The organism is Desulfobacter sp. (genome assembly GCF_050177295.1).
This window is the reverse complement of sequence record NZ_JBFXHE010000076.1, coordinates 1-14,271: the sequence shown is the minus strand read 5'-3', so window position 1 is coordinate 14,271 and position 14,271 is coordinate 1. Positions and strand designations below refer to the sequence as shown.

Below are 14,271 nucleotides of genomic sequence, written 5' to 3'. Positions count from 1 at the left end.
GAAATTATCTCTGATTTGCGTCTTGCCGGAGATGCCGCTTACAACAACTACGAATTCCATAAAGCAATTGAAAATTTAAAACCGCGTCATACTCGGGTATGTAAGGTTACATGTTGCTCATTTCATAGCTTCAAAGGCGTGATGGATAACGCCATCTTTTTTGATGAATGAGATCCGCGAAGAACGCAAGCAAGTCTTTGTCTTGATTTTTCCAGGGCATCATCTGACGTGCAGCCAGATCGCCGTAAGGGCCAACTATCGGACGGGACTGGCTCAGGCCCACTTCGGTCCCGTAATAAATAATCGGTGGGTGTTTCTGCCGAAATTGGAGTTTCGCACCCAGTCGAAGTCGTTCCTTTTTGTTCTTGGCTTCATACAAAAAGCGATTCATGTCGTGGTTGTCTAAAAAGGCCGGGAGGACGCATTTTGCGGGGAACTTCGCGTGGTGGGCATTGAGTAGTGCTTGGGCGATCTCGATAGAGGGCTCCCCTGCCGGATGGGCCACGTATGCCTTGGCTATGCGCTGAAACTCAAAGTCCAGAAGGCCGTCCAAAACTTGGACGTATTCCCGCATGACCCCGCCGCAGTCTGGTCTTCCAAGTTGCGAACGCAGCCAATGCCAATGTTTGCGAGGAATCTTCAATGTCTTTAGCTCGTTGTAACGCCTGCAAGCGGGCTGGGATGATATTTATCTCATGAAAGTGCTTGGAGTCAATACAATTTAAATGCGTTTGCCCTGGCAGTTACGAACTGCCATCTTGAACGACCTAATCGGGCACAGCGAGGATGCTTCGCATGGGTTAAGCAGGGACAATCTTGTCAAAGATCAAAAAATTACATTTACCGAGCAAACAAAAACCTAACCGGACATCACTGGACTCATCTGGATTTTATCAAAAAAATAATGATTTTGCCGAAAAAATGCAGGGACCCGGGGTAAAATATTCCGCATTGATTCTCCCCCCAAGTCCCTGATCAGACCACAGACCTATCTTGAATTTCTAATCAAGATAATCAACATGTTTAACGATTTCTGCCACAACCTTTTCTTTCTTTTCATTAAACATGGCTTTGTTTTTTTCAAAAAGATTGTTTCCTTTTGTATCAATGGAGACAATCAATGGGCCGAACTGCTTGACACGCATCACCCACATGGCTTCGGGCATGCCTAAGTCCAGCCATTCAACGGATTCTACATCTTCCACCCGGCTTGCGGCCAAAACTGCACACCCGCCGGGAAATACCGTATGAATCGCTTTATATGCTTTACAGCCTTCTGCGGTTTTGGGACCCATTCCGCCCTTACCCACAACCAATTTAACGCCGGTTGCTTCCAAAAACTCCTTTTGAAGTTTTTCCATGCGCATACTGGTGGTGGGGCCAATGGAAATCACATCGTACTTGCCGGGTTGATCTTTTCTTTCCTGCATGATGGGACCGGCATGGAAAATGGCTTTGCCAGCAAGGTCAATCGGGAGGTCTTTTCCCTGATGAATATGGCGGTGATGAACATCATCCCGGCTGGTGATCAAATATCCGTCAAGAAAAATGACATCGCCAATGGTCAGGTCTTCAAGATCTTCGTTTTTAATCGGGGTTGTCAGGGTTTTTGTACTCATATTGCGGCTCCTTTATGTGAGAGAACTTCATATTCCAGGTTGGAATCAAACTTGATGAGCGCTCTTCTGTGCGCCCAGCATCCAGTGGACAGGCCAACGGCAATCGTAGCCGGATGGCGTCCGGCCTGTTCAATATTGACACCCATGACTGAGTTTTTACCGGTAAGGCCGCCAGGACCGATCCCAATGTCATTGAGACCTTTTTCAATCATTTTTTCCAGCTCTGCGCCGCGTGCGTTGCTGTTCTGTGTGCCAACAGGGCGAAGCAGGGCTTTTTTGGACAATTTGGCTGCCACTTCAACAGATCCTGCAATACCAATACCTACCAAGAGCGGTGGACAGGCGTTGATGCCATAGGAGGTGATCTGGTCGAATATGAATTTGACCGCGCCATCATAGCCTTCAAGGGGCATCAGGACCTTTGCGGTGCCGGGCAGACTACATCCGCCGCCGGCCATGTACATATAGATCTTTACCTCATCATTGTTGGGAACAACCTCCCAGTCGATCCAGGGGATTCTTGTGCCGACATTATTGCCGGTATTTTTTTCATCAAATATTTCAACGCAGTTATGACGCAGGGGCGATTCTACAGTGGCTTTTTTTACCGCTTCAACCAGGCAATTTTCAATTTCGTCGATCAGCGGAAATTTAGAACCAACCTGCACAAAATACTGGATAACACCCGTATCCTGACAAGCCGGTCTGTTAAGCTTATGGGCCATATCCAGGTCATCAAACATGGCATCATAAATCAATTTTGCCATGGGGGTATCTTCCTGTTCCCTGAGTTCTTTGAGTTTGGCAATAACATCATCTGGAAGATGCTTGCCTGCATAACCGGTGAAGTCGGCCATGACCTGAATGAATCGTTCGCGTTGTGTGGTTAGGTCCATTAATTTTGTTCTCCTTTGCAGTTGTGGTTCGAACGCCGCAGATGTACTCCTTTGCGTTCAAACACGGGGTTTAAAGATAGGAACTTAATAAATACAAACCATACGGGACTGTCGTCTTCCCTTCAAAAAAAAATACCACGAAGATTTGGCGCCCATTATGCGCCCGAACCTTCGTGGTATTTTAATTATGTCCGTTACAAAAGTGATTTGGGTCAGAGTTCCCGTTACTGACCAATTAAACCATACATAACGGTTGTATCAAAAAAAAAGCCACAAAGACTTGGCGGATATTTTCCGCCTTAACCTTCGTGGCATTTGTGATATTTTTGTCTTAGAAAAGCTGATTTAAATTAAAACGGCTCTTCTGCCTTTACACCTTATTTACCGCACTTGCCTTCTGGCAAACGTAACCTTTTCTTCCCTGCATTTATGAAAGCCTGTAAACTGCCTGCCTGGCAATCTTTATAAAAAGACCTTCAAGCTTTGAGAAAAATAATAAAAACTAATTTTAACGGTATGCTATATTAGGATCAGCCCGGATGTCAAGCATTAAAATGCAACCCAGATAATTGCAGGTTAAGTTGCCTGTCAAAGATTATTCTTCAAGTTCGCCGATTTGCAGCCTGGCAGACTTTTTCCCGGGCACATCGGTTCGAATGATAATCTTCACCACTTTGAATGAGTGCATTCTCTTTTGGGAACATAACATTGAAGACTCCCGTAGTACTCAAATTAAAAAACCGGAACGATAATAGTCCATTAGTCCCTTTTCAAATGAGTATTCGGGAACAAAGCCAATTTTTTCTTTTGCAAGGGACATGTCACATTCTGTGTGATTTTGATATGCACCCTCAAAAGGGTTTTCTATATATTCCGGTTTCCTGTTCAGGCCAAGAATAGCATTGAGCTGTTCAACGATCTGATTAAAAGAGGTTGCTTTTCCGGACCCACAATTGACAATACAGCTTTCTTTTGCCTTTGAAGCAAGGATGTTGGCGTTTACAACATCTTTGACATAGATATAATCTCTTTTTTGTGCTCCGAATTTGAAAAGCCTTGGATTGCCTTTCTGCATTTGCTGCGCAAATTGATACACCATTGTAGCTCTTGTCCCTTTATGGTTTTCTCTTGGACCGAATATGTTGCAATATCGAAGCCCGACAACAGTGAGGTCTGAATGTTTTACCGCAAGTTCCAGGGAAAAATCATCCAGCAGTTTTTTTGCCCTGGCATAAGGGGTTTGCGGATTTGGCGGGTCACTTTCATGGTATGGGGCCGGGTTGTTACCATATATCGCAGTTGATGAGGCATACACGATCTTTCTGCATCCATGGGCGATGACATAGTTGAATAATTGTATAGACGATTCAAGATTGGCTCTCATAATCTCTTTTTCATCATTTACTCTTGTGCCGTTAATTGCGGCCTGATGAAAGAGAATATCAACCTTTCCAATCGCGTTCCAATCTATTCCAAGGAACCCTGGGTACAAGCATTTTCCCTTGAACTCCGGCATGATTTGTTCAGATTCATGTCCTGTAATAATCACTTCGTGTCCTTGCTCCTGAAGAGCCAGGGTCAGGTTGGAACCAACAAACCCGGTTCCTCCGGTTACTAAGCATCTCATAAGTTTTTCCTAATATAATTGTGGGTTTTGGCTGATCAATTGCCTGTATTACTTATTCATCCCAGAGGTTTCCGTCTGCATAGGGTGAGCCCGGTATTTCCCAGGAATCCCCAGGAATATACCTTGAATGCGCATCAAGGGTTGCTATGGCCTCCATGTCCTGTTCCGATAAGAAAATATCCATGGCAGCCAAATTTTCAATCAGGTGGGTGGGGGTCACGGACTTTGGAATAACTGCGGTTCCCCGGACAACTGCCCATTTGATAAGTACCTGGGCTGGTGTGCAATTATGTTTTGCTGCAATTTCAAGAATTATTGGATTTTCAATCAGGCTGGGTTCATTTTGAGATTTCCACGCCGCAGGACGGTCCGAGGAACCAAGCGGCGAATAAGCAGTCAAAAATATTTGATTGGACTTACAGTACGCTATCATTTTATTTTGCTGCAAAAAGGGATGCAGTTCGATCTGGTTCACTTCCGGTTTGATCCCGGATTCACAGATTAGAGCATCCAATTTTTTTATGCTGAAATTAGATACCCCTATATGGCGGATTAAACCGCTTTTAACGCATGCCGCCATAGCTTCCCAGGTCTCCAGGATCGGAACCTTCGAAAGACTTATGAAATCATTTGTTTTTTTAGGATATATAACCCCGGGCCTGAAAACAACGGGCCAATGAATCAGATAAAGATCCAGGTAATCCAACCCAAGATTATTCAATGTCTGTTTCAGTGCATTTGCAACATCTTCTTTTTTATGTGCGTTATTCCATAGTTTTGAGGTGACCCAAACCTCTTCCCGGGATACTGTGCCCTCCCTATACACTTGTTTAAGGGCTTGTCCGACTTCCTTCTCATTGCCGTAGATCGCAGCACAGTCAATATGCCGGTATCCTGATGCTAATGCCTGCCTGATGGCGTTGTATACTTGTGCAGGTTTTGATTTCCACGTTCCAAGCCCGATCATGGGCATGCTATCATTGTTGCTAAATTTTAAAAGTTGCACTCGATGATCCAGTTTTTTTTGTGTTGCATTTTTAATAAGCCCATTTATCAATGCTTTTGAGGGTTTAATGATTTATATGACGGCTTCATGGTATCTACCGAAATGCCTGTTATTTGGGCATTTCTTAAAGTCAAGCTCTAAAAACTGGATCATCGAGTGAAGAAGGCAGCAAAAAACTCGGCGATAGTCAATATATGGCCTTGGTCTGTCTTTGACGATATAGAAAACGCCGTTGATGATGTACTGGATGAGGTTGAAAGCTTCCGTTACTCACCCCTCGAACAATCCGGGTCTGTTTTTCAGATATTGCTTGGGAAGGATACCAAAGCGTTTCCTGAACGCTTCACTGAAATGGCTGACATTGGTGTACCCCACATGCCATGCGGTCTGGCTGACATTGGTCCGGGTCTCATCCAGAAGCTGCATCGCCTTTTGCATCCGGTATTCCCGGAAATAGTTAAACACACTTTTTCCATATATCTGTCTGAATCCGGCCTGAAGTTTTGCCGGGGTCATACATGTCATTTTGGACAGCTTCTCCAGGGACGGGGGCGACTGCAGGTCAGCGACCAACAGGTCCCTTGCCTTTAATATATTTTGTTTTTCATCCGGGCTTAAAGATTGCCCCTGGGGCGACCGGCAGTGGTCAAGCCCCAGGGCGGCCAGGTGCAGACATAGCAGTTCCAGGCTTTTACCCTCCAGGTAGAGGGGCCAGGGAAAGGCGTTGCTGGATCTGTTTAAAAGTTGGTATACAACGGTTTGAATATCCGGTGTCATGGGCCTGATATTTACAAACTCGATCTGTGACGCACTTTTCAGGATTGCCTGCATCTCCAAAGGCAGGACCGTGTCACCCAGTTTTACCAGGCTGCGGAAAAACGGCAGGGTCATGTGCAGATGCAAAATCTGCTGCTTTGCGGCCCCGGGGATGGTAAACATTCCGGTTTGCCGGTTTTCCACCCTGACGCCGCTGCTCCCGTTTTTAACACGCATCTGCTTTGGGCCGCAATTTGCGTGGACCGTCTGTTTTTTGATACCGCCTGAAATGACAAAGCCGAAATCAATGACCGGGTATTGTTTTTCATATTCCAGGCAGACAGGCGTGTCTGAAAAGAAATTGATCATGCTCATCCATAAACCGGGGCGAATGTATATCTCCTGGTGCCCGCCTGCCTGGAAACCGTTATCACAATCCGTTCCGGTGTTGCAAGATGGTTTGAAATTGAACAATTTGTTCTGATCTGTCAGTCCCATTCAGTCTCCTTTTTCGGTTTTTTTGGTAGAGGGTTGGGGATACCGTGGAAAAATCGCCTTAAATTCAGGTCTTCTCATGGCGCCTCCACAACTTTGATCCACCACCTAAAAACTAAATCTGACAGCCGTGTACACATTGGTATTGTCCTCAAACTGGCCGAAAAACGTATGCATTTCCCTGCCTGTAAATATATTGGCACCGGCTTCCATTATGATATCATCTGTCCATTTGTACGCTGCCCTGGGCCTCAGATAGGCATCCCGGTCACCGGGGCACAGGTAGGAGGCCAGGGACAATTCAAGGTTCTGGTTCATCAGAAGCCACGTCAGCTGCAAGGTGATCACATGCCGGAACCGGTCCCGGGCCGGTCCCCGGGTCAGGCTGTTTTCATATTCGTCATAGTGGAGAATCTGCTCCACGTAGTACTGGAGGCTGGCATTGAAATCCCGGGCCAGGTCCTGATTGTATCCGGCCAGATACCGCAGTTCTGAGTTATTAACCATCGGATTGGTGCCGTCACGGTCCTGGCCGGACCTGTAATAGGCGAATTCAAGGTTTCCGATCCCCCGGCCGACACGGCCCCGGGCACTGAATCCATATACGGACAATTCAGGAAAAAGGTGTTCGCCCGAACCGGACTGACCGGCAGGCCGTTTCCAGAACCCGCGGTATCCGTATAGTGCCAGCTCATAATTATGGATGTTCCTGTACAGGCGAAGGGCAATCTCTTCATCCTTGAACCACTGGTCGGGAACCTGTGCTCCGGTCACATTGTCCCGCCCTGCAAGTTCGCTGCCGTTCCAATGCGAGACATATTCTCCTGTGATGTACCGGTCCGGATCAAACCGGGGTGTATAGACCAGGTCAAGACTTGCAAATGAAGTGAAAAAACTTGCCTTTAAAGCGTCGGACGGGGCCTTGAGATATTCGCTGTCCCGGCCGATGAAATAGGACTGCCAGTCTTTGGGAAAAAGGTCGTTTAGAAAAACCAGGTCCCCGGTGCCCCATGTCAGCACCTGCCGGCCGACCTTTACATCCAGGAGATCCGAGGGCCTGGCAAACATCCAGGCTTCCCGGGTGTCGTACTCCCCTTTCTCGGTAATTCCGTCTGCCCATACATCCCCTTTGTATTTAAATTCCGCCCAAGGGGCGCAGGTGAACACTTCGGCCTGGAGCCGGGATTCCATTACAGAGGCTTGCTTTTGCCGGGGGTCGTCCCGGACCCGGAATCCGGCCCGGAATTCTGCAAACCCGTTTACTTCCACAGGGGAAAACGCCTTGAAACCGTCTCCGGCCCGGGCCATGCAGGCAAAAAAAACCGAAAAAAAGAGCCCGCCCAGAAACAGGCATCTCTTGAGGACCCTTTGTTTAACGCACAACATCTCTCGAAGGCCTCCTCAAATAGCGCTCGGTAAACAGATCTGCGCCGAATCCGGTATTGTACCGGATTTTTGAAAAGGCCATTGTTGTCCGGCTGCCGGTCTCAAGATTCCTGGCCACTGTCAGGACCGCCGTGGGATAAACAACCTTGCGGTTGTCTTCCCGGGCTTCAATATTCTCAAGCTTCATCACCTCAATTACCCTGGCGCAAAGGTCTCCCCTTTTGTAATACGCCATCTTCATGGGCATAAAGGTCTGTTTGTCAACGTAGGATATCGAATACTCAAATTCCACACTGCCCGGATTTTTCGGGATGCTTTTGATTTCATAGAACCGGTCCGTTGTTCCGGCCAGTTCGTGCCGGTCTTCCTCCGGGCTGCGGCCGGATATATCCTCATAGAGGAAATCGGATCCCACAAAACTGGTCCGCTTGTCCCCGGCTGCGATCCGCTTGACCAGATCAAGACTCGGCATATAGAGCCAGCGGTCGTCGTCAACCTCAAGGGCGGCATGCTTGTGTACCATGAACACCATTTTTCGTACGTCGGCCGGGGCCTGGAAATATGTAAAATAGAGCTGGTCCCGGTCTTTGGTGTCGGCATTTTTCCGGAGGATGTTGAAGGCCCGGCACCGGATACGGCCCTGGTTGTCTTCGATCTCCATCCTAACGGACCCTTTGGTGTCCTGGCCCTGGTAAAGGGCCATATGATTGGCGCGTATTACGATTTCAGTTGCTGTCATGGAACCCTCCCCGGCATACAGGATAGCGGGCAGCAAAATACATATAATGGATGTAAGCGTTACTTTCATTGTTGTTACTCCTCTTTTTTTATCGGGATAAATTTTTTATCGGGATAAAGCCCTTTGAAAAAAAACTTTTCACCGATGGTCAATATGGCGGGCAGCGCCATAAGCGTAATAAGCCCAGAGCATGACAGGATCATGAAAAGCATGATGCCGGTGGTTTTATAGGGGACAAGGGAAGCGACCAGCAGGGGCAGGAATCCGATGGCAATGACCAGAACATTCCGGGTGATGGCCCTGGCCGGTTCTCCGAACATATGGCCCACCACCTGGTCCCAGGATCCTCTTTTCCGGTACCCGGCCCTGGCACGTTCCAGAAAATGAATGGCAAAATCCACGGCCATGCCGATGGACAGGGCGCTGAGTACCGCAATGGGCAGGTCATAATCCTTGCCCGCGATACCTGTAATGCCGTAGATGGCCCCAAGGGTGATGGTCAGGGGCACCATGCACAGCCCGCCCCACAGCAGGGAACGGAACAGGTATGCCATCATGATGAATACAATCAGGAAGCTGCCGGCAAAGGATTCCAAAAAGCCCCGAACCAGCTTGCCCTCAAGCACCAGGTTGATGTAATGCAGACCGGCCCACCGGCAGGTCAGCGAGGCCGGCAGGGGATTGGCCTCAACATAGGACCGGACTTCGGCCACGGTTGCTTTTGTGTTGATGCTGTCACCTGTAGGGAACTGCAGCCGGATGTTGGCCTGGGAATAGTCCGGCGTGACCATGTGCCACAGATCATTGGGCCTGTGGCTCTGCTGGTATTGCAGGTAGCATTCGGAAACACTCTGGAACCGCCGGGGAATGACAAAGCTTTCAGGCCGGCCGTCGGTGAGTTCCTGGTTGACCTTGCGGACCACATCCGCCACAGAACTCGCCTTGCCGATCAAACCGGTCTCCAGCAGATGGGCCTGGAGATTCGCCATATAGGAGAGTACATCCGGGCGCTTGAACGGCTTGTTCCTTTCCTTCTCCAGCCCGAAAAATACCTGGAGTTCCCCCAGGGTAAAGCCGGTATCTTCGGATGCGCCGGCAGCCATGTTCTCCAGATGACGCGTCACATTGTCCACAAAATCCTCAAAATCACTGGAACCGGCGGCTATAACCGGCAGAGTGCGGGAAACGGTTTCGGCAAGGCCCGGGGCCTGGGGAAACTCGTTCTCAATGGTCAGGGCAAATTCCGCCAGCCCCCTGGTCAGATTTTGAATTTCGGACCCATCCGGGCTGGGCTGCCCGGGGCTTTCAAGTACCAGGTAGGCCATATAGGTACCGCCGAAATGATTGTTCAAAGCGATATCTGCCTGGCGTATGGGATGGCTCAAGTCAAAACGTTTGGCATAATTATCGTTGATCCGTATCTGGCTGATCCCCCAAACCGACACCAGGATCACGGCAACCAGAAGTACAAGAATGGATTTTGCACGCCTGTGGGTAAAACGGCCCAGGGCTGCCAGGGGACGGACCAGCCAGCTTTTTCCTCGGCCCTTTGCGGAGAGGCCGAAATCCGCCAGGGCTTTTTCCGGCGTCATCATGATATAGGCCGGAACAAAAAATATGGTCACGATCCAGGCAATCATGACCCCGATACCGAGGAAAAGCCCGAAAACCCGTGCAGGGGGAATCGGGGCCAGGGTCAGGGAGAGAAACCCTGCCGCAGTTGTCAAAGAGGTATAAAGCATGGGGGCAAACAGGGTGGACATAACCTGGCGCACGGTTTGTTTCCGCCCCTTTTCCGGGGTGTAGACGTCAAAAAATTCAGACAGGACATGCACGGAATCCACCATGGCGATGGACATGAGAAAAATAGGGAGCATGGAACTTAGAATATGAACCGGAAATCCAACGGCAATCATCAGGCCCATGGCGGCAACAATGGAAACCGTCGCAATGATCATGGGCAGAATGACGATACGCCATTTGCGGAAAAACAAAAAAAGCAGTGCGAGAATAACTGCCATGGCAAGGGGGGAGGCTGTACTCATCTGGGTGAACATTTCAACACCAATGGCGCCTTCAGCCACCGGGAGACCTGTAATATGGAACTGATCATCCCCTGTGAATGTCCCGATCTTTTCCTGCAAAGCCTTGTACACCCTGTAGCTGAGCAACTTATCTGTCAGCGGCAGATAAATACAGATTGCCCGGCCGTCCTCTGAGATCATCTGGCCTTTGAGAAGGGGGGTGGAAAGGGCCTTCTGCCTGATTTCAATGGCTTTAGCCCTGGTCTCCGGCGGTTTTTCCATCAGCCAGTCGAACCTTATGGTTCCGGGTCCCTGCCGGCTCATATGATCCACCAGGGACGGGGCAATCATATCCGCCTCAATAACGCCGGACATCTTTCCGGAATTGTTTTCATCCGGCCACCGGAGTGTTTTGGCAAATTCCGTCACCTCATAGATCCGCTTCAGGGTCTCCGGATTGAACACCCCGTCGGGGTCTTTTTCGTTGATCACGCCCAGCACCACTGTATCGCTGAGGTCAAAGCGTTTCTTTGCCGCATTGTGGAACACCCGGGCAGGCTCATTTATTTCAAGCATGTTTTCCGGATCCGTATCCATTTTCACCAGGGGAAAAAAGGCACCGGTAACCAGGGTGAGCAACAGGGTGCAAACCATGACCACCCTGTAATGGGTGACTGAAAAATCAACAATATGTTCTTTAAAGGGTTTCATTTCTACTCCATAAATAAAGTTAAGTGACTTAACCATTATGTCAAAAAAATATGGCGGATTTATTTATCCTTCATCTGTCTTGTCCTGTTTGGAGATCCGATTTTCCATTATGGTTCCAAGGGATTCCAGCAGCACGGAAAGCATGGCGATCTGGGAGATGGAGAACGGTTCCAATACGTTGATCAGTCGGTGAAAATGGTAAACATGCTTAACCTTTTTGTCAAGCCTTGTTTTTTTGTTCCCGAAAAACCAAACGCTTCCTGCCCCGCTGTTCGGGATTGAATTCCTGTTATGGATTCACAGTTCATGGCTGTTGTTAATGGGGTGCGCCTGGGGTGCGGGACAGGCTGAACATGACAAGATAGTTAAATCCAAGGTCTGTGTACCCGGTTTTCCTGAATCCGCATCCCACTGCCACCGCCTCCACCTCCTTTGGGGAAAGACGCATATGTATCGGCGGGCCAAAGGGCATCTCTTCCTTTTTACACTCCATCATGGCAAGCCGGCCCTTGGGTTTAAGAACTCTTGCCGCTTCAAGGAACAGGCTCTTTCTGCTGTTTTCAGTCCCGAAAATATGCAACACCGTGAACGCCATGCAAAGATCCATGGAGTTTTGTCTAACCGGCAGGGGCGGCTTTGTAATATCCGCTGTGAGGCATTGGATCTGGGACAGACCTGCGGCCTTTGCTGCCATCCTAAGGGCATCTACGGTGGGCGGCCACTGGTCCACGGCCGTAACCTGGCCCAAAGGCCCTGTCCGACGGGCCGCCTCAAGGGTATAGTCGCCTGCGCCGCACCCCATGTCCAGGATATGCCGGCCCGGGTCAATATCCAGGACATCGAATACAAGCCCGGGCTCCTGCATCCAGTAGCTGCTGGGTCCCTGGCCCCTGCCTTTTGAATGGTGTTTGCACTGTCCGTTTTTCACTGTCTGTGTCATTTGTATGTTCCTTTCAAAACCCGGCACGGTCTGCCGGTTGGGTTGGGTTCATGATCAAAATAAAGAGGCGTTTCTTTATTACCTGTAGATAAATTTTTTAACTCACCTGGTCCGAACCGGCAGCCCGACTGGAAATTATTTTTCCGGCCCTTGATCTTCCATGGGAAAGGATGTTATCCCTTTGTCAGGCATACACTGAAAAGGGTTCAAGAAAAGGGATGCCAGGCTGTTGGGCCGGGTCCTTTTGCACACCCGTGAAATTGTTCAACCATACCAAAGGCATGTTTGTGGACCTGATAGAGACATTGCAGCATGGATGATAAGACTGAAATCATAAAGGATCTGATTGGAAAATTCCAGGCCACGGCCAGAAAGTATTGCCAGATTGAAGCGTTGCCCATCCGGGTCAACGAAGATGTAACGGCATCCACCCGGGAAGTCCATATTATCCAGGCCATCGGAAACAGTAAAAACATTGGTGTCACAGAACTTGCCCAGGTTTTTGGCACATCAAAAAGTGCGGCCTCCCAACTGGTATCCAGACTTTCCAAAAAAGGATTTTTAAAAAAAAGGCCGGCCAGGGCCAATAATAAGGAAGTCCGCCTGGTACTCACTGAACTTGGCTGGGAAGCTTACAAGGCCCATGCCCGGGTTCACCGGGATGACATGGCGTACCTGATGGGCAGGCTTCAGACCTTTTCTTTGTCCCAGATTGCCGTGACAGCCGTGATGTTTGAGGCCCTGGATGAGATCATGGCCCAGCGCCTGACAAAACAGATCCGCGAATGACGACTGGCAGGGAGATCCAACCGGTATAAAGGATATTTTCAAATAGTTAATACAATTAACTGCCTATGTGAGGTGACCCAAAGCCGGTCCCCGGTACATCAATGCCGGGGACCGGCTTTAAAAATTTGGTACATAGCGGATCAAAACCGGTAACTCACTGTCACGCCCACGGTCAGAGGTTCTCCGTCTTCGGCAATTCCCTTGGCAGTATTCTCAAAGACAATGTATTCCCGGTCCAGCAGGTTTCGTCCCCAAACATAGATATCCACTTTTTCCGTTTCCAGACCAGCCTTGGCATGAACCAGGGCATAGGGGTTTTCCTTGACCGTATTGGCATCGTCAAGGTAGCGCGTCCCATATCCCACAATATCCAGACGGCCGAAAAAAGACCAGTTCCCTGTCAGCATATGCCGGTACTGCACCCCGATATTCCCGGAAACCTCAGGTACGTTAAAAACCTGATTCCCGGCATAGTCCGTGCCAAGGACCGGATCGGCATATTGGTCATATTCAGCTTCAAGCACACTTAACCCCGCAGACAGGTCAAGGCCTGTCACAGGCGTCAGGCGGGCTTCGGCTTCAAGCCCCAGACGATGGGACTCCCCGGCATTGGATATGTAGGAAGTGTTCAGATTCGTATCAAACAAGGCAATCTGTTCATCCTCAATATCCATGTAAAAACCGGACAGGTCCAGAGTGAGCCTGCCGTTCAAAAACTCAAACCTGCCCCCGATTTCATAAAGCCAGCTGGTTTCATCATCATATGCCGTACCGCCCTCCGGGGATAATTTATTAAACCCCCCGCTCCTGTGGCCCCCGGAAAAGGTGGCATAAACCATATGGCTGTCCGTGAAATGCCAGGCCAGGCTGGCCTTGGGAATCAGGGCATCGAAATCCTCAGAAGTATCCGGATAAACTGTAGTGATGGTGCTTCCGCCGTCAGGGGTATCTTCTTTAGTCCAGTGCATGTCTGCATCCTCGTATTCATACCTGAGCCCCAGGGTCAGATCCACTTTGTTAGGCATTTGCACGGTCCCCTGGCCGAAAACCGCAGCGCCCCGGCTGGTGCCGTTGGACACATTCAGGCTGCTGCCGGTATTTGTGCCAAAGGGATTTCCTGAATTGCCGGCCATTGCGGGACGGTAATACGTGGTGGAGTGGTTTTGTGAATCATTATCATAAAAATAGAGACCGCCGAGCCAGTTGAACAGGGAACCGGACGGGTCTGATGCCAGCCGGAATTCCTGGGTCAGGTTTTTATCCGCCTGGATATAATTCATCCG

Annotated in this window: 12 protein-coding genes; 1 reads left to right on the top strand and 11 read right to left on the bottom strand. The window is 49.3% G+C overall.

Features of this window, described 5'->3' with window-relative positions; genetic code table 11:
- Window positions 1-130 precede the first annotated feature (130 nt).
- The 10 genes from AB7U36_RS07945 to AB7U36_RS07900 all read right to left on the bottom strand — a co-directional run bounded on the left by AB7U36_RS07945 (window position 131) and on the right by AB7U36_RS07900 (window position 12,199).
- Entirely contained in the window at window positions 131-574 is a 444-nt protein-coding gene (locus tag AB7U36_RS07945; RefSeq protein ID WP_428159250.1) for an alpha-amylase family glycosyl hydrolase, read from the bottom strand.
- A gap of 427 nt (window positions 575-1,001) precedes the next feature.
- On the bottom strand, window positions 1,002-1,619 hold the full coding sequence (gene ttdB, locus AB7U36_RS07940; RefSeq protein ID WP_287036895.1) for a L(+)-tartrate dehydratase subunit beta: 618 nt from the start codon (window positions 1,617-1,619) through the stop codon (window positions 1,002-1,004).
- The gene (gene ttdA, locus AB7U36_RS07935) at window positions 1,616-2,515 is read right to left on the bottom strand and encodes a L(+)-tartrate dehydratase subunit alpha (protein ID WP_287036896.1); all 900 of its coding nucleotides are present in this window, start codon (window positions 2,513-2,515) and stop codon (window positions 1,616-1,618) included. Before ttdA ends, ttdB begins: the two co-directional genes overlap by 4 nt.
- A gap of 727 nt (window positions 2,516-3,242) precedes the next feature.
- Window positions 3,243-4,142, bottom strand: a complete 900-nt coding sequence (locus tag AB7U36_RS07930; RefSeq protein WP_428159249.1) for an NAD-dependent epimerase/dehydratase family protein — start codon at window positions 4,140-4,142, stop codon at window positions 3,243-3,245.
- A 52-nt stretch (window positions 4,143-4,194) separates the two neighbouring features.
- Entirely contained in the window at window positions 4,195-5,115 is a 921-nt protein-coding gene (locus AB7U36_RS07925) for an aldo/keto reductase (protein ID WP_428159248.1), read from the bottom strand.
- Between the two features lie 303 nt (window positions 5,116-5,418).
- Window positions 5,419-6,402 carry a helix-turn-helix domain-containing protein gene (locus AB7U36_RS07920; protein WP_428159247.1) on the bottom strand — a complete coding sequence of 328 codons (984 nt, stop codon included), beginning with the start codon at window positions 6,400-6,402 and terminating at the stop codon, window positions 5,419-5,421.
- 105 nt (window positions 6,403-6,507) lie between these two features.
- Window positions 6,508-7,785 (bottom strand): hypothetical protein, encoded by a 1,278-nt coding sequence (locus AB7U36_RS07915; protein WP_428159246.1) that lies wholly within the window; start codon window positions 7,783-7,785, stop codon window positions 6,508-6,510.
- Window positions 7,772-8,593, bottom strand: coding sequence for an outer membrane lipoprotein-sorting protein (locus AB7U36_RS07910; RefSeq protein WP_428159245.1), 822 nt, complete (start codon window positions 8,591-8,593; stop codon window positions 7,772-7,774). The genes AB7U36_RS07915 and AB7U36_RS07910 overlap by 14 nt, the downstream gene beginning before the upstream one ends.
- Before the next feature lie 5 nt (window positions 8,594-8,598).
- Complete coding sequence (locus AB7U36_RS07905) at window positions 8,599-11,259, bottom strand: efflux RND transporter permease subunit (protein WP_428159244.1); 2,661 nt, start codon at window positions 11,257-11,259, stop codon at window positions 8,599-8,601.
- A gap of 316 nt (window positions 11,260-11,575) precedes the next feature.
- Entirely contained in the window at window positions 11,576-12,199 is a 624-nt protein-coding gene (locus AB7U36_RS07900; protein WP_428159243.1) for a class I SAM-dependent methyltransferase, read from the bottom strand.
- Between the two features lie 312 nt (window positions 12,200-12,511).
- Between AB7U36_RS07900 and AB7U36_RS07895 the strand changes: the two genes are divergently transcribed.
- The gene (locus AB7U36_RS07895; RefSeq protein ID WP_428159242.1) at window positions 12,512-12,988 is read left to right on the top strand and encodes a MarR family winged helix-turn-helix transcriptional regulator; all 477 of its coding nucleotides are present in this window, start codon (window positions 12,512-12,514) and stop codon (window positions 12,986-12,988) included.
- A gap of 140 nt (window positions 12,989-13,128) precedes the next feature.
- On the opposite strand, the gene AB7U36_RS07890 is transcribed toward AB7U36_RS07895, so the two are convergent.
- Window positions 13,129-14,271 (bottom strand): TonB-dependent receptor (locus tag AB7U36_RS07890; RefSeq protein WP_428159241.1); only part of this gene is annotated, 1,143 nt, incomplete at its 5' end.